At 35.8% G+C, this 16,036-nt stretch carries 13 protein-coding genes; 3 read left to right on the top strand and 10 right to left on the bottom strand.

Annotated elements, in window-relative coordinates:
• Positions 1–256 precede the first annotated feature (256 nt).
• The 5 genes from Q0F04_RS03015 to Q0F04_RS02995 form a co-directional block, all read right to left on the bottom strand.
• Positions 257–412: a hypothetical protein gene (locus Q0F04_RS03015; RefSeq protein ID WP_158551044.1), complete on the bottom strand. Its 156-nt coding sequence runs from the start codon at positions 410–412 to the stop codon at positions 257–259.
• A gap of 79 nt (positions 413–491) precedes the next feature.
• On the bottom strand, positions 492–3,200 hold the full coding sequence (locus Q0F04_RS03010; RefSeq protein ID WP_295749974.1) for a heavy metal translocating P-type ATPase: 2,709 nt from the start codon (positions 3,198–3,200) through the stop codon (positions 492–494).
• A 9-nt stretch (positions 3,201–3,209) separates the two neighbouring features.
• Positions 3,210–3,521: a metal-sensing transcriptional repressor gene (locus Q0F04_RS03005; RefSeq protein WP_295749973.1), complete on the bottom strand. Its 312-nt coding sequence runs from the start codon at positions 3,519–3,521 to the stop codon at positions 3,210–3,212.
• A gap of 611 nt (positions 3,522–4,132) precedes the next feature.
• Positions 4,133–4,864: a response regulator transcription factor gene (locus tag Q0F04_RS03000; RefSeq protein WP_295749971.1), complete on the bottom strand. Its 732-nt coding sequence runs from the start codon at positions 4,862–4,864 to the stop codon at positions 4,133–4,135.
• Positions 4,857–6,710, bottom strand: coding sequence for a DUF4118 domain-containing protein (locus tag Q0F04_RS02995; RefSeq protein ID WP_295749969.1), 1,854 nt, complete (start codon positions 6,708–6,710; stop codon positions 4,857–4,859). Before Q0F04_RS02995 ends, Q0F04_RS03000 begins: the two co-directional genes overlap by 8 nt.
• A gap of 131 nt (positions 6,711–6,841) precedes the next feature.
• On the opposite strand from Q0F04_RS02995, the gene Q0F04_RS02990 reads away from it, so the two are divergent.
• The 3 genes from Q0F04_RS02990 (at position 6,842) to Q0F04_RS02980 (ending at position 9,444) form a co-directional block, all read left to right on the top strand.
• Positions 6,842–8,179 (top strand): TrkH family potassium uptake protein, encoded by a 1,338-nt coding sequence (locus Q0F04_RS02990; protein ID WP_295749967.1) that lies wholly within the window; start codon positions 6,842–6,844, stop codon positions 8,177–8,179.
• Positions 8,180–8,191: 12 nt separating this feature from the next.
• On the top strand, positions 8,192–8,839 hold the full coding sequence (locus tag Q0F04_RS02985) for a TrkA family potassium uptake protein (protein WP_295560405.1): 648 nt from the start codon (positions 8,192–8,194) through the stop codon (positions 8,837–8,839).
• A 251-nt stretch (positions 8,840–9,090) separates the two neighbouring features.
• Positions 9,091–9,444: a hypothetical protein gene (locus tag Q0F04_RS02980; RefSeq protein WP_295749965.1), complete on the top strand. Its 354-nt coding sequence runs from the start codon at positions 9,091–9,093 to the stop codon at positions 9,442–9,444.
• A gap of 193 nt (positions 9,445–9,637) precedes the next feature.
• Here Q0F04_RS02980 and Q0F04_RS02975 read toward each other — a convergent pair whose 3' ends face one another.
• The 5 genes from Q0F04_RS02975 to Q0F04_RS02955 are packed head-to-tail and all read right to left on the bottom strand — an operon-like array spanning position 9,638 to position 16,036.
• On the bottom strand, positions 9,638–10,654 hold the full coding sequence (locus Q0F04_RS02975) for an alpha-hydroxy-acid oxidizing protein (protein WP_295749963.1): 1,017 nt from the start codon (positions 10,652–10,654) through the stop codon (positions 9,638–9,640).
• Between the two features lie 2 nt (positions 10,655–10,656).
• Positions 10,657–11,682 carry an ethanolamine utilization protein EutH gene (gene eutH / locus Q0F04_RS02970; RefSeq protein ID WP_295749961.1) on the bottom strand — a complete coding sequence of 342 codons (1,026 nt, stop codon included), beginning with the start codon at positions 11,680–11,682 and terminating at the stop codon, positions 10,657–10,659.
• Between the two features lie 50 nt (positions 11,683–11,732).
• Positions 11,733–13,619, bottom strand: a complete 1,887-nt coding sequence (locus Q0F04_RS02965; RefSeq protein ID WP_295749960.1) for an extracellular solute-binding protein — start codon at positions 13,617–13,619, stop codon at positions 11,733–11,735.
• 2 nt (positions 13,620–13,621) lie between these two features.
• Positions 13,622–14,449, bottom strand: coding sequence for an ABC transporter permease (locus Q0F04_RS02960; protein WP_295749958.1), 828 nt, complete (start codon positions 14,447–14,449; stop codon positions 13,622–13,624).
• 3 nt (positions 14,450–14,452) lie between these two features.
• A complete protein-coding gene (locus Q0F04_RS02955; protein ID WP_295564548.1) occupies positions 14,453–16,036 on the bottom strand; it encodes an ABC transporter ATP-binding protein in 1,584 nt (527 codons plus the stop codon).

Genomic DNA, 16,036 nt, shown 5'->3' with positions numbered 1-16,036 from the left:
AACCAAATGTATTTCCACAATAAAATATTAGAATCCCATACAACATTTTATTAGTTCTAAAAACAATCATTTACGCTTTATATAAAGCATATATTAACACTTTTATGTAATTCAACTGTCAAATAAATTCCAACTCTATCAAAATCCCATACAACATTTTATTCGTGTTAAAAACATTTATTTTTGCTTTATATAAAGATAATATTGAGATTTTTAAGTAATCTAACTGTCAAAAAAAAAGAATAATTCAAACGAACTATCCTTTCTTTGGTTGAATCCAATATATACTTTCTGCAACACGAACTTTCAAGCCATCCATTATCATTTCTTTTTGTTGAAAGTTAGCTAAAACATTCAAACGATTCCAGAAAGTTCTTTCGCAAGTGGATTTCCCATCAATAAAACATTCCATTTTGCGTCTCCCTCGACGTCTATCATAGAATATTCTGAATCCGCTTACAAGTCTTGACTTTTTTTATTTTTATGATTCTTTATTTTACAGAAATAACTGTGTAACCCGCATTTGTCACGGCATCACTCAACATCTGATCTGTGACATTTTCTGTACAATTTAATGTAGCTGTTTTCTCATCTAAACTAACCACTACATCACTTACGCCTTCTACTTTACTTAAGGCATCCTTTACGTGTGCCACACAATGCATGCACATCATACCATCTACTGTTACTACTTTTTTCATTTTCTTTTCCTCCTTATATTCAACGGGAATATAACCCGCATCTCTAACTGCTTGTTTTAAAGCTACCTTATTTACTTGTTGTACATAATCAATATCGGCCTTACCTAAATTATAATCCACACGCACATTTTTTACATTAGGAACCTTCTTTAAAGCATCCTCTACTAACCATGCACAATGCCCACAAGACATACCATCAATATGCATTGTGTATGTTTCTACTTCTTCACTTTGAACTTTAGGTTTAAAATAACGAAGTCTTAATGCGTTTGTGACCACACAAACACTACTCAAAGACATACATGCCGAACCAATCATCGGTGATAATCTTAAGCCAAAGGCTGGATATAATAATCCTGCCGCAACTGGAATTCCAAGAATGTTGTAGAAGAAAGCCCAGAATAAATTCATCTTGATATTCTTGATGACATCACTTGATAAATCAATAGCCGTCACAACATCTAATAAAGAACTCTTCATTAAAATCACATCCGCACTATCCAAGGCAATATCCGTTCCAGCGCCAATCGCAACGCCAATATCAGCACGCATTAAAGCAGGCGCATCATTGATACCATCACCCACCATCATAACCTTCTTACCTTGTTCTTGAAGCTTACGAATTACACTCTCTTTATCTTGTGGCAACACATCACTAATCACTTCATCTACACTTAAAGATTTACCAATCGCATTCGCCGTTTTTTGATTATCTCCAGTCAACATAACCACATGCATATTCTTCTTTTTAAATTGTTCTAATGCAACCTGACTCGTACTACGAATAGTATCCGCCACACTAATTAAACCAATCACATTTTGATCTTCCACAAAAATCAATGGTGTTTGACCTAAACTCGCATAAGCATCCAAATCACTTAACACTGTTTCATTTAGTTCAATGTTATTTTCTTCCAATAACCTTTTATTTCCAGCCAAATACACATGTCCATTTAGACTTGCCTGAATACCACGACCCGAAATATTTGTGAAGTTTTCTGGTTGTTGAAGCTTACTGTTTTTTTCCTTCGCATACTCTACAATAGCCTGTCCCAAAGGATGTAAAGAGCCACTCTCTAAGCTAGCCGCAACGGAAATGAAATCATTTGTACTTATATTTTCATATAACTTAATACCTTGCACACTTGGCTTTCCTGAAGTAATTGTACCCGTCTTATCCAATACAATCGTATCAATCGAATGTAGCTGTTCTAAAATGGCAGCCGACTTAATTAAGATTCCATTTTCTGCAGCCTTACCCGTACCAACCATGATTGCGACAGGCGTAGCTAAACCTAAGGCACAAGGACAAGAAATCACAAGGACACTAATCGCATTGGATAGGGCAAATTGAATCGTTTGACCACTGATCAACCATACAATCAAAGTAATCAATGATATCGCAATCACGACAGGAACAAATACACCACTCACTTTATCCGCCAAACGAGCGATTGGAGCTTTTGAATTACCCGCATCATCCACGAGCTGAATGATCTTTGCCAAAGTCGTATCTTGACCAACCTTTTCAGCCTCAAACTGAAACGTACCATTCTCATTCATTGTGGCAGAAATCACTGAATCTCCCACATTCTTTTCAACCGGAAGACTCTCACCCGTAATCGCTGATTGATCCACATAACCTGTACCCGAAATCACTTTTCCATCTACAGGAATTCTTTGTCCAGGACGAATGACGACAATATCATGAATTCGAATACTTTCACTCGACACAACAATCTCTTGACCATCCCTTAAAACAGTCGCATTTTTCGGTGCTAAATCCACCAATTTATCTAAGGCATCACTCGTTTTCGCCTTGGATCTAGACTCCAAATACTTTCCAACACTGACCAAAGTCACAATCGTAGCTGCCGACTCAAAGTATAAAGAGTGCATAGCCATATGGGCCATTTCCATATTTTGCGCACCAAAATAATAGGCCATCTGATAAATACCAACCAAGCCATATACAAAGCTTGCACCCGAACCTATCGCAACTAAAGAATCCATATTTGCGGATTTTTTTATCAAAGCCTTAAATCCTGTAATAAAGAAATGTCTTTGAATAAACAATATGAACAGACAAAGAATCAACTGCGTTAAAGCCGAAACCATCATCCATTCCATACCCTCTAAAATTGGAAGGCCTACCATAGGACCCATCGCAATTAGAAGTAAAGGAACCAATAAAACTAAACTCAAAATCAACCTTTGTTTGGCACTCTTTTGATCCGATTCAACCCTGTCCTGACGATTCTGCCATTCCTTACGAACCTCGCCCTTTTCACCATGAACACTAGCTCCATAACCAATTTGTTTTACAGCTTCACAAATTACTTGTTCATTTACCTTTTCTTGATCAAATGTAACCTTCATTGAATTCGATAATAAAGAAACATCGCAATGACTCACACCGTCCAACTTACTCACTGCCCGAGTTACATTGGCTTGACAAGCCGCACAAGTCATGCCTGTCACATCAAATTTTTCTTCCATTAAAACCACCTACTTTAACTTCTTTACTAAATCCATAACCTCACTCATGATTTCCGTATTTCCATTTTGCACATTCTCAACGACACACGTATTTAAGTGTTCCTGCAAAACAATATATCCAAATGCCTGCAAAGCACTCTCTACAGCCGCTACCTGCACCAAAATATCTCCACAATAACGATTCTCCTTCAACATATTCTCAATTCCATTTAATTGTCCTACCATACGATGAAGACGATTCGTTAACTGCTTAATTTCCTGCTCATCTCTAGGCTGATGTTTTTTATGACAACAATCCCCCATATATTTCACCTCGCTCATAATAATATACCCCCTATAGGTATATTTCAAGTGAAATGATTATGGCATAATTAAATAAAGGAAATAACCATATGAAATATAATTATTATGTGTACCTGCCAAGAATCGGAACCATTCTTGTCATGTTTTTAACGTGCGGTGCACTCTTCTCAAAAGAAATCTTTTTTAATCTGGTATACCTTATTTTTGTCGTGCTCTTTAGCCAAATTCTATTTATATACGAAAAAAGACTATTAAAAAACAATGAACCACAATACGAAAAAATTAGTTTCCGCGATTCATTGTTGATGTATCCCATTCTATTAAAAATTGAACTCTTCCTATTTGCGATTGTCAGCCTATTTAGCATATTGATCCTTTTATGCATCAATAAAACCATTATGGCACTCATCACATTTGGCGTTATCACAATTATTATTTCACTCTATCTAAACATGCGAAGACACTAGTAAGACAATTCTGGTTTCAGTACCTAAATAGTTTCGTAATATTTTTAATAAAATGATCAAAAATGCTTATAATCCTCTAAAGTTACATTAAATCTATGCATTTTAGAGAATTATAAGCATTATTTTATCGATAATTCTCTAAAACAAAAGCGAACCCTACCATTATGATAGTGATTCGCTCGTTTGCCCTGCTTTTTCTGTCTGACGCAACATACGATATCCAACACCTACATGCGTCTGAATATATTTTGGATTCGAAGTATCCGGCTCAATCTTTTTGCGTAAAGTTGCCATAAACACTCTTAGACTTGGTGTTTCTGTACCTTGAACACTTCCCCATACTTCACCCATAATATAATTATGTGTTAATACCTTATCTGTATTTTTAGCTAAAACACACAATAATTTATATTCAATAGGCGTTAAATGAATTTCACGACCATTCTCATATACACAACCTTGCGCATAATTGATTGTAAGATTGCCATTTTCATACACACTCTCATTCACACTTTTAGTCTGACTATTATTTAATCTTCGAATTGTTACTCTTAACCTTGCCAACAACTCATCCACTGAAAATGGTTTTGTCAAATAGTCATCAGCCCCCAAATCTAAAGCTTGCACTTTATCTTGATCTTCACTTCTTGCCGAAACCACAATAATTGGAATATTCGACCAAGAACGAACCTTCTTTATAACTTCCAACCCATCCATATCCGGCAATCCTAAATCTAGAAGCATAATATCGGGATTATAAGAAAGTACATTCATGATTCCTTGCTTAGCTGTTTTTGCCAGACGAAATTGATAATTTTCCATCTCTAGAGTTGTCGTAATCAAATTTCCAATCGCAATATCATCTTCAATTACTAAGATCTGAACTTTATTCATACAACTTTACCTCCACTGCCTCCAACAAAAACTTAAAACAAGCCCCATGCGGCTTCACATTCTCAACCCAAATCGTACCACCATGCGATTGAACAATCGACTTACACAAAGATAAACCTAGACCCATACCACGTCTTGTATCTCCACTTCGATTGTTCTCTGTATAAAACATCTCAAACAATTGTTCAGGATGTAATACACCATTTCCATCATCTTGAACTTCAATTAAGATTTTATCCTCAACCCGTTTGGCATTCAAAGAAATATTTGAATTTTCAGGCGTATATTTGATCGCATTATTTATTAAATTCACTAAAACCTGAATAATCAAGCGTGCATCCATATTAGCCATCAATAAATCATCCTCTAAATGCATAGAAATATTATGTTTACGTTTATTACGACCCAAATGATGAATGGCCTCCCTAAAGATGTCCTCAATCATTTCTGGTTGTAAATTCAGCTGCATCGTACCATTCTCAATACGCGTTATAAACAATAAATTCTCAACCAAATCATACAACCACATCGCATCATTATAAATATCCTGATACAATTCCTTCTTTTTTTCTAAAGTAAATGCACTATCATTTTCCAATAATAAACCCGCATTACCAGAAATCGATGTTAATGGCGTTCTTAAATCATGCGAAATCATACGTAATAAATCCGCTCGCAACGCCTCTTGTTTGGCTTGCTGCTCAATCTTTAGATTTTCTAAACGAATCATTTCCTTCTCTAAAGCCATACCACACTCATCTAATATCGCAATCCAAAGATTCTTTTCAAAAGGATCTATCTTATCTTTTAATACAATTCCAACAACACCTAATACTTCCTGCGTTCCATTGATTGGTAAATATAAACACATCGAATCCGAATGATAGCTTGTCGTTTTACCTGCTTCATGTCTATTTTCATAAACCCAAGCTACAATATCCGTTTCTAAAGGACACTGTCCTAATAGAATAGGCTCATCATTATGTGGATACAAAACTAGATCTGTGTCCAACAATTTATGTAGCTGTTTTAACATAGACGCATAGATCGCATTCACATCATTCGCCTTTTGAAGCATTTGACTCATTTCCAATAAGACTTGCGTACGATACACTTGTTTGGCATTCTCATAAGACTGTTTCTTTAATCTTGTCATTAATGAACTAGATGACATGGCCACCACAAACATAACAATATATGTCGTAATATAGCTTGGATCACTCAACAAAGAAAAGTAGGGGTATGTAAAGAAAAAGTTAAAGCACAACACCGAAAATAAAGACGCCAATAAACTATAGATATATCCACTTGTCCAAATCGATACAAACACAATGCCCAAGATATAAATCATAATAGGCGTCGTAATCAAGAATTGAAAATGCATAAATCCCTTGCCAATAAGTGTACAAAGAACAAGAATCAAAATCATCTTTAACATATCTTTGAATGACAGATTAAAAGAATTAAAGTCAAAATAAAACAAGCGTCGATAATCCTGTGGATAATTTACGGAATATACATCAATATCTTTCAGCTTAGTTAATGCTTGTTTCGCCAAATTCTTTTCTAAAACAACACAACTCACCTGAGAAACATTCACATATTCTACAAGCTGAGGTAATACATTCTGCCCATAAAGAATTGTTACTTTTGCCCCTTTACTCTCTGCATACTTAATATTTTCACGTAAACAACTCTTCAATGCCGCACTCATCCCCTCATATTTTGGAGTTTGCACAAAAACAGCACTCAACACTGCATGATTGATTTTCGCAATTTGAGCTCCCTTATCAATAACTCTAGAATTATATTTAGAAGCCGATAAACATATTAATACATTCGCCATAAAGCTAGTATAACACAAGCCCACAAAGAATCACCCATCTTAACATTGTCTTAACATAGTGTTAGAATACTTTATGAAATCTTAATACAGACTAGTGTAGAATGTTTTAAGATATTAGGATAGGTGGTTTTATGTTTAAAAAACGTATGAAACGCATTACTCCAGGACAAATGATCATCCTCAGTTTTGCGACTATGATATTTATTGGTGCCTGCCTGCTTATGCTTCCATTTTCTACAAACGATGGAAGGGGCGCACCCTTTTTAGATGCATTATTCACTTCAACCAGTGCCTCCTGCGTAACCGGACTGATTATGCATGACACTGCACAATATTGGTCCCCCTTTGGACAACTTGTCATTTTAACACTCATTCAAATTGGAGGTATGGGCGTCATCACAATGGCCATTCTACTCTTTGTTCTAGGAGGCAAGAAAATTGGTTTTAAACAAAGATATTTTATGCAACAATCGATTTCTGCTCCAAAACTTGGTGGTATTATCCGAAACACAAAATGGATTCTAAAAGCTACAATATGCGTGGAAGCAATAGGTGCCATCTTATTAGGTATACGCTTCTTACCTCGCTTTGGACTTGTCAAAGGCCTATGGTATTCCATATTCCATTCCATCTCTGCCTTTTGTAACGCAGGCTTTGATCTAATGGGAACAAACCAAGCCTACTCATCTCTAACAGGATATGCCGGCGATATTTTAGTATCCAACGTCATTGCTTCCCTCATCATACTTGGTGGTTTAGGCTTCTTTGTCTGGAGAGATGTTGTTCAATTCAAACATCATTTACACAAATATTCGCTACAATCCAAAGTTGTATTATTTACTACAGCAGCTCTTTTAATTATTAGTACACTCTATTTCTTTATCAATGACTTTAGCCATTGGAATATGAGTCTAGCCGATCAAATCAACGTTTCCATTTTCCAAGCCGTATCCCCAAGAACAGCCGGCTTTAATACAATTGATTTAAACAAAATGAATCAAAGCAGCATCTTCTTTATGACACTATTAATGTTGATAGGAGGAAGTCCACAAGGTACGGCCGGAGGTTTTAAAACAACAACACTAGCCGTATTGATTCTAAGTATTCGTGCTGTATTCAATCATAAACAAAATCCACAATGTTTTGGAAGAAGAATTTCCATGGACACATTAAATAATGCCACAGCCTTATTTATGTTATTTATGGTATTATTCTTTACAGGAGCATTCCTTATTTCGGCCTTCGATCAATTACCAATTCTAGAAGCCCTATTTGAAGCAGCCTCTGCCATTGGTACTGTTGGACTTACTTTAGGAATCACACCTACACTATCAAGTGCATCCCACTGTATTTTAATATTCTTGATGTTCTTTGGAAGAGTTGGAGGATTAACTTTACTTTTAGCCATTTCTAAACATCAAGTTGTCGCAAACGCAAATTTACCACAAGAAAATATCACAATTGGATAACAGGAGGAAATTATGAAATCTGTATTAATTATTGGTATGGGACGTTTTGGACGTCACATGGCACAAAAACTATATGATTTAGGACATGACGTTTTGGCCATTGATAAAAATGAAGAAAAAATCAACAAAGTCCTTTCTTATGTCACAAATGCACAAATTGGAGATTCAACCGACGAAAGCTTTATTGATTCACTAGGCGTGTCGAACTTCGATCTTTGCGTTGTAGCCATTGGAGATGATTTTCAAAGCTCTCTAGAAACAACGGCCCTACTAAAAGATCATGGTGCTAAACTTGTAGTTGCCAGAGCCGTGCGTGATGTACACGCAAAATTCTTATTGCGCAATGGAGCCGATGAAGTTGTATATCCTGAAAAACAAATTGGTAACTGGGCTGCCGTACGTTTTTCAAGTGAAAATATCTTTGACTACGTACAACTAACCCCTGAATATTCCATTTATGAAATTGCCGTACCTACCGCTTGGATTGGTAAAACCATGTTAGAACTTGATATTCGTAGAAAATACCATATCAACATTCTAGCTACAAAAATCAATGGAATTCTAGACCCACTACCTAGTGCTGAACATACTTTCCAGGAATCCGAAAACATTCTGATTCTTGCACAAAATTCAGACGTACAAAAATTCCTTCGTTTTTAATGAAATCTTAACATGACGCCTCATTCTTTAACACCGTTTGAACATTGAAAATTCTACAATAAAGGTGTAAGAAAGAGGCGATTATTTATGTTAGGAATTTTATCAGTAGGATCCGTAATCTACATTTCTTTCTTAGTCCCACGACTTTTAAATCACATTTTAAACATTACACACCATTAATGTATGCCACGAGCATACCAATTATCCCCAATTCTAAGGTATATATATACTTAAGAAAGGGGATTTTTATTATGAGAACTTGGAAATTAATCAGTGGAATCATTTCCATTGTATTAAGTGTATTTGTCGTATTCCAAAGCATGATGGCAGGCCTTGCCAATGCACTAGAAGCCAACGAACAATCAAGTGGAAGCGCAGGACTTGTCGTTAGTATATGCATGCTTTGTGGAGGAATTGTATCCATTGTATCTAGAAAAAACAATTCAAAAGGAACCAACATTGCACTTATTATTCTATTTGGTTTAGCTACACTCACAGGCTTTGTACTTGCAGGAAACTACTCTGATCTATACATATGGTCAGCATGGTGCTTGATCAATGCAGTACTCGCAATCATCTCATTAAGAAAAGGTATCAGAAATTAAAACTGATGCCTTTTTAAAACCCCTTTACTTATCAAGTAAATAGTTATTTTTGCACATTTTTCCGCACTTTTTAGTATTAATTTAACACATTTTTCCTGACTTTTTAGTATTGTTTTTACACATTTTTCCGATGTTTTTAGTATCTATTTTGCACATTTTTTCTCTATATCAAAAAAGACAGCAATTAAGCTGCCTATCTTACCATATCACGAGTAATGTCTTTTAAACTTTTAGCCCCACACATCTCCATAGTATCTTGAAGTTCACTACCAAGTTTATCCACTAAGACTTGAATACCCTCTTCTTTTGCGCCATAAATCGCATTCACAAATGGACGAGCTACAATGACGGCATCTGCACCTAATGCCAAAGCCTTAAAGATGTCGACACCATTACGAAGCCCTCCATCGACAAAGATTTTCATACTGCCATCAACAGCCTTAACAATCTCTTCAAGCACTTCAGCTGTTGCAGGAGTCTGATCTTGAACTCGACCACCATGATTAGAAACAACAATTGCACTAGCGCCTGCTTCTTTTGCCTTTAAAGCACCCTTCACACTCATAACACCCTTCACAATAAATGGTACTGGTGTTTTAGAAATGATTGCCTTTAATTGCTCCGTATTCATTCTTCCTGCAGGAGGCTGACACCCCTTTAAGAAAGGAAGTCCAGCTGCATCTACATCCATAGCTACCGCAAAAGCGTTACTATCTAAGGCTAGATTTAGCTTTTCCAAATACGTTTCTAAACTCCAAGGCTTCACTGTAGGAATACCATGTCCATGATTTTCTTTAATAATGCGCGTCGCATTTTCCATAATACTCGGATCTTTTCCATCTCCAGTAAACGCACAAATCCCTGCATCCATACAACCTCTAACTAAGATATCATTATAGCTATTGTCATCATATGCATCTGAATAGTGCATGCTGACGGCTCCTACAGGACCTGCAAAAATAGGATATTTAAATGTCTTGCCAAACAATTCAAGCTCTGTACTTACAGGTGTATTGTCTGTAATTGTATCCATATTCACACGAATATTTTTCCAAGCATCATAGTTACGCATCGCAACATCCCCAATACCTTTAGCACCAGGACCTGGAATCGTATTTCGACATGCCTTTCCATCACACACTAAACAAGACTTACATAGTTTTGTTCCCATCACACCACGACTTTTTTCCATCAATTCCTTATAATCCATAATCATTCCTCCATTAAATTCGCAATAACTAAGCCTAATACTCCGGCTACTAGCTTCACAACCACAAACCAAGTTACACTTGCAGGATTGACTGAGGCAATAAAACCGAGTTGTCCACCAAACACAAAAGCTCCACTCAATGAAAAGGCAGCATTTAAAATCTTACCCTTTTTATTCATTTTACTCAATAATGGCAACATCGCAATACTTGTTCCAAAAGATAAGATAATTCCCATCACTGAATATTTATCAATATTTAGTATTTGTCCAACTCTTTCAATTTGGCTTGAAAACTTTCTTAATACAATTTCACAAAATACTAAAGAACCACACACAATGATACTCATTTGAAATACAATACGTAGTGCTTCATTGATCAATGTCGCATTGGTGAAGTTCATATTGAAAAAGAAAGTCAAACAAACTAGGAAAAAGAAAATATATCCTACAATTTGTACAAGCTTCGAAAACAAAGTTAAAATCACAATTAATGTTTTAAATGATATAAAGAATAAACCAATCAAAATTGCACAAATAAAAATAACAGGTAAAAATGAAATGATAAAATGATCTATTTTCAAAAAGAAACCCGTCACAATCAAAACAGGTAATAACCCAACAATACCATACACAACCCCTTTTAAATAGTGGCTCAAATCATCTTTATCCAGTTCATTCAAAAAGATTGGCAATTGAAAACTAATCAAGCACCCCAAAGTAGATGTTAATAATACCCCACAAAAGATAAATACACTTTCAGATTGTGTCATCGATTCCACAATGAAATATCCACCAAGATCTGGTGCCAACAAGCTCGAAATAATCATTTCTTTATTTTCAAATAGAGTGGCATGACCATTTAGAAAGGCAATCGCAATACAATAAAAGCCTCCTACACTCATCATAAAATCACCCATTGTGATGATGCCTCGATCAAAAGAAGCAGCTAGTCCAAGTCTATTCTTAAACATCTTGTCAAATAAGCCTAAAGCGGCAAAACATAATAAAATAAAAATAATCGGATTCATGACTTCATTCTATTATAAGAAAGAAAAAAAGTCGAAGAAAATTTCTTCGACTAATGTGCGTTACTTGCCGCAACTTTTACTCTAGACCACAAATCCGCAATGATCTTACGTGTTGTTTCATCATATTGGAACACTTCATCCTTATCATAACCAGCACGAGGTGTATATGCGTTGATACCATCGTATTCTCCACCTTTGCCACCAAGCTCTTCCATAACCTCTTTATTTGGTGAAGTATATCCAACATAACTAGAATTATCCATAGCTGCATCATAGCTTGTAATATAACGAATAAACTCATTCGCAAGCTTAGGATTCTTCGCATTTTTAGGAATAACCATCGCATCTGACCATAAGTTTGTTCCACTCTTTGGCATATAGAATCCCATATTTTCATTTTCAGACATGACATAAGCCGCATCTCCAGAATAAATAAGCCCTAAAGCCTTTCTAGCCTGTGCCATATTATCAATAATTTCATCTGTTACAATTTCTGGATCCATTGTCTGAACACACTGAATCAACCAGTTATATGCAGCATTCAATTCATCCTGACTTGTTGTATTCATTGAATATCCTAGTGCCTTTAATGCCATCATGAATGAATCTCTTTCAGAATCATATAGATAGATATCTCCCTTAAATTTCTGATCTAAGAAAATATCCCATCCATCTTTTTCCAAATCTTCTTCGGATACCTTTGTCTTATCATATACTATACCAACAGTACCCCAGAAATAAGGAATTGAATATTCATTCTTTGGATCATATGGAAGACCTTTGATTGCATCCGCCAATTCACCTAAACATTCTTTGCGAGTTTCAGGCTCTAATTTTTGAAGCATCTTTTCCTGCATCATTCTTTGAATCATATAATCACTAGGAACTAATACATCATATGCATCCCCATTAGCAACCTTGATATACATCTGTTCGTTTGAATCAAAGTTATCCATAACGACCTTAGCCCCTGTCAACTCTTCAAATCCAGAAATGATATTTTCACCTGTATATTCACCCCAGTTATATACATGTAAAGTTTGTCCTGCATAAGGCTGAGAACCAGCTGATTTATTCAAGCCAAATAAAGAAGCTACTAAGCCAACCACTACAACACCTGCAACAGCCCATTTCCAAGGTTTGTTCTGTTTTGAAGGACTTGTCTTTTTACGAATAATTGGCAAAATATTCACAATTGTTAGTGTAATTGTGATTAACAAGACAACCAATGTACTGATCGCATTTACACTTGGATTAATACGCTTAGACATTGTATACACCATAATACTCAAGTTCTTTACACCTTGACCCGTTACGAAATATGAAATAACGAAATCATCAAACGACATTGTGAACGCAATCAAAGCACCCGAAACAATACCTGGCATAATTTGTGGCACAATAACTTTCACCAAAGCCTGCCAAGGAGTAGCGCCTAGATCCATTGCAGCATCTGCCAAGTTTGGATCTAATGATTTGATCTTAGGCATAATACTCAAAATAACATATGGAATACAGAAAGCAATATGTGCTAATAATAATGTCACAAATCCCTTTTCAATTTGGAAAGTAATAAATAGAAGCATCAATCCAATGGCTGTGACGATTTCAGGGTTCATGATTGGAAAATCATTGACCTGACTCACAAAAGCACGCAATACTTTCTTTGATTTTGACAAACCAATTGCCGTAATCGTACCAATGATCGTAGAAATAATTGTCGCCAATAAGGCAATAATAATTGTGACATACAAAGATTCCATCATACCATGGTTTTTAAGCATAGCCTCATACCAACGTAATGAGAAACCTGTAAAGTGTGTTAATGATTTTGAACTATTGAAGGAAAAAATAATCATGAATAATATTGGTGCATAAAAGAACACCAATAATAAAGCCATGCCTACTTTACCTAATACTCTCTTATCTTTCGACATGTCTATTTTTCCTCCTTATTACGCTCTTCAAGTTTTCTTACAAGCATCATTAGAAGCATCATGATCATAGCCATGATCATTGAGATAGCTGAACCAAAGTTCCATTCTCCTACAGTAATGAATTGATTTTCAATGACGTTACCAATCAAGAAGAATTGTCCTCCACCCAATAATTTAGGAATGAAGAATGAACTTACGGCAGGTAAGAACACTAATGTGATACCTGAAACTACGCCCGGTAATGAAAGTGGGAAAATAACCTTCCAGAACGTCTGGAATTTATTAGCACCCAAATCCTGAGCCGCTTCTAATAAAGATTTGTCCATCTTCGTTAAAGCCGTGTTGATCTGCAGAATCATAAATGGCAAGAAGTTATACACCATACCAATCAATACAGCAGCTTCTGTATATAAAAGTTCTGTATGAATGCCAAACAAGCCTAAAAAGCTACTAATAATTCCATCGCTTGATAAAATACCAATCCATGCATATGTTCTTACAAGCATGTTGATCCATGTAGGAAGAGTAATCGCAAGAACTAAGATTTGTTGAACTTTAGGACTATTCTTAGAAATAAAGTATGCGATTGGATACCCAATCAACAAACAAATAACGGTTGTCTTAATGGCAATCCATAAAGAACGCCATAAAATCAACAAGAAATCTTTGTCTGTAAAGAAACGAACATAGTTATCTAATGTAAGCTTAAAGTGCACAATACTGTTGCCTTGCTGAATGATTGAATAAAACGCAATCAGCAACATCGGAAGCAACAACATGATACATGCCCACACAATATAAGGGATTGCTAATTGTTGAAATTTTTTCATTTCCTAGAATCCCATTTTCTCCATGACATGGATATCTTCCGCAAAGAAAGTAAGTCCGACCTCTTTTCCTTCCTCTACATAATCTGTTGTATGAATCTTGAATTCACGACCCGTCGTCCAGAAAGTAACCTTATAAACACCTTCCGTAATTGTTTCAGGATCAAAATCATAATCTACATCTAGATCCACTGTTTCATTTTCATCATCCAACTTCCATCCCTGTGCATTTGCCCAAGTCTTCAAATCCGTATCGATAGCCATGGATTCCTTGATTTCATCGACTGTTTTAAAGAAGTTAAATGCAGATACAGCTTCATTGGCCTTCTTGTTTTCAACAACTCTTTGATCCACAACCCAAATCTTACGCGTGATCGAAGTTTTATTGTTTGTTGAGAAAGTAACAGTATATTCTCCTACTTCCTGTTTTAAATCTGTATCAATATCATGAATTGAAATAAACTCATCTGTTTCAGGATTCCATGCCTGTGCATCGGCACGCGCAATGATTTCTTTATCATCAATATCTTTCATATCTTCTAAGTCTAGATAGAAGTCGTTGGCAGAAATCTTTTCTTTTCCATCCTCACTAGTAATCGCATAGTTCTTGTTTACGTGCATATTTACCGTAACATGCGTACCAGGAACCGTTTCCACCATGATTTCATAGTGAACACCCTTAAATAGTACGCTCTCAACTTCACCAGTCATCTTGCCATCTTTCACATCCACAATATCAATATCTTCTGGACGAATCACGACATCAACTGGTTCATTTTCTTTATATCCAACATCGACACAATCAAATGTAATATCATCAAAACGTACTTTCTTATCGCAAACCATACGTGCTGGGATAATATTACTTTCTCCAATAAACTTCGCAACATATTGGTTTACTGGCTCATTATAAATGTCTTCAGGACTACCAACCTGTTGAATTTCGCCATCCTTCATGATAACGATCTTATCTGACATTGTTAGGGCTTCTTCCTGATCGTGCGTAACGAAAATAAATGTGATTCCTACTTCTTGTTGAATCTTCTTCAATTCATACTGCATCTCTTTACGAAGCTTTAAATCCAACGCACTCAAAGGTTCATCCAACAATAATACACTTGGCTCATTCACTAAGGCACGCGCAATCGCAACACGCTGTTGCTGACCACCTGATAGTAAAGTAACATCTTTATTTTCAAATCCTTCAAGACCAATCAACTTCAACATTTTCATGACCTTTTGATCAATAACGTCCTTACTCATCTTTTTGATTTTCAATCCAAACGCAATATTATCATACACATTCATATGAGGGAATAGTGCATACTTTTGGAAAACTGTATTCAACTCACGCTTATAGGCTGGCACTTCACAAATATCTTCTCCATTTAAGATAACCTGTCCTTCGCTAGGCTCTAAAAAGCCACCTAAAATACGTAATAAAGTTGTTTTTCCACAACCACTAGGCCCTAATAGTGTGACAAACTCATTTTCATATATATCTAAATCAATACCCTTTAATACAACTTGGCCATCAAACTCTTTTACGATGTGGCGAAATTGAATTAATTTATTCTTTTCCTGTTCCAT

This window comes from uncultured Holdemanella sp. (assembly GCF_934772795.1).
Taxonomy (GTDB): domain Bacteria; phylum Bacillota_I; class Bacilli_A; order Erysipelotrichales; family Erysipelotrichaceae; genus Holdemanella.
This window is presented reverse-complemented; position numbering and strand designations above follow the sequence as displayed.

What these genes read in the sequence shown, in the direction of transcription:
- Q0F04_RS03015 (WP_158551044.1), bottom strand. Translation starts at nt 412, where the DNA reads ATGGAATGTTTTATTGATGGGAAATCCACTTGCGAAAGAACTTTCTGG.
- Q0F04_RS03010 (WP_295749974.1), bottom strand. Translation starts at nt 3,200, where the DNA reads ATGGAAGAAAAATTTGATGTGACAGGCATGACTTGTGCGGCTTGTCAA.
- Q0F04_RS03005 (WP_295749973.1), bottom strand. Translation starts at nt 3,521, where the DNA reads ATGAGCGAGGTGAAATATATGGGGGATTGTTGTCATAAAAAACATCAG.
- Q0F04_RS03000 (WP_295749971.1), bottom strand. Translation starts at nt 4,864, where the DNA reads ATGAATAAAGTTCAGATCTTAGTAATTGAAGATGATATTGCGATTGGA.
- Q0F04_RS02995 (WP_295749969.1), bottom strand. Translation starts at nt 6,710, where the DNA reads ATGGCGAATGTATTAATATGTTTATCGGCTTCTAAATATAATTCTAGA.
- Q0F04_RS02990 (WP_295749967.1), top strand. Translation starts at nt 6,842, where the DNA reads ATGTTTAAAAAACGTATGAAACGCATTACTCCAGGACAAATGATCATC.
- Q0F04_RS02985 (WP_295560405.1), top strand. Translation starts at nt 8,192, where the DNA reads ATGAAATCTGTATTAATTATTGGTATGGGACGTTTTGGACGTCACATG.
- Q0F04_RS02980 (WP_295749965.1), top strand. Translation starts at nt 9,091, where the DNA reads ATGAGAACTTGGAAATTAATCAGTGGAATCATTTCCATTGTATTAAGT.
- Q0F04_RS02975 (WP_295749963.1), bottom strand. Translation starts at nt 10,654, where the DNA reads ATGGATTATAAGGAATTGATGGAAAAAAGTCGTGGTGTGATGGGAACA.
- eutH (WP_295749961.1), bottom strand. Translation starts at nt 11,682, where the DNA reads ATGAATCCGATTATTTTTATTTTATTATGTTTTGCCGCTTTAGGCTTA.
- Q0F04_RS02965 (WP_295749960.1), bottom strand. Translation starts at nt 13,619, where the DNA reads ATGTCGAAAGATAAGAGAGTATTAGGTAAAGTAGGCATGGCTTTATTA.
- Q0F04_RS02960 (WP_295749958.1), bottom strand. Translation starts at nt 14,449, where the DNA reads ATGAAAAAATTTCAACAATTAGCAATCCCTTATATTGTGTGGGCATGT.
- Q0F04_RS02955 (WP_295564548.1), bottom strand. Translation starts at nt 16,036, where the DNA reads ATGGAACAGGAAAAGAATAAATTAATTCAATTTCGCCACATCGTAAAA.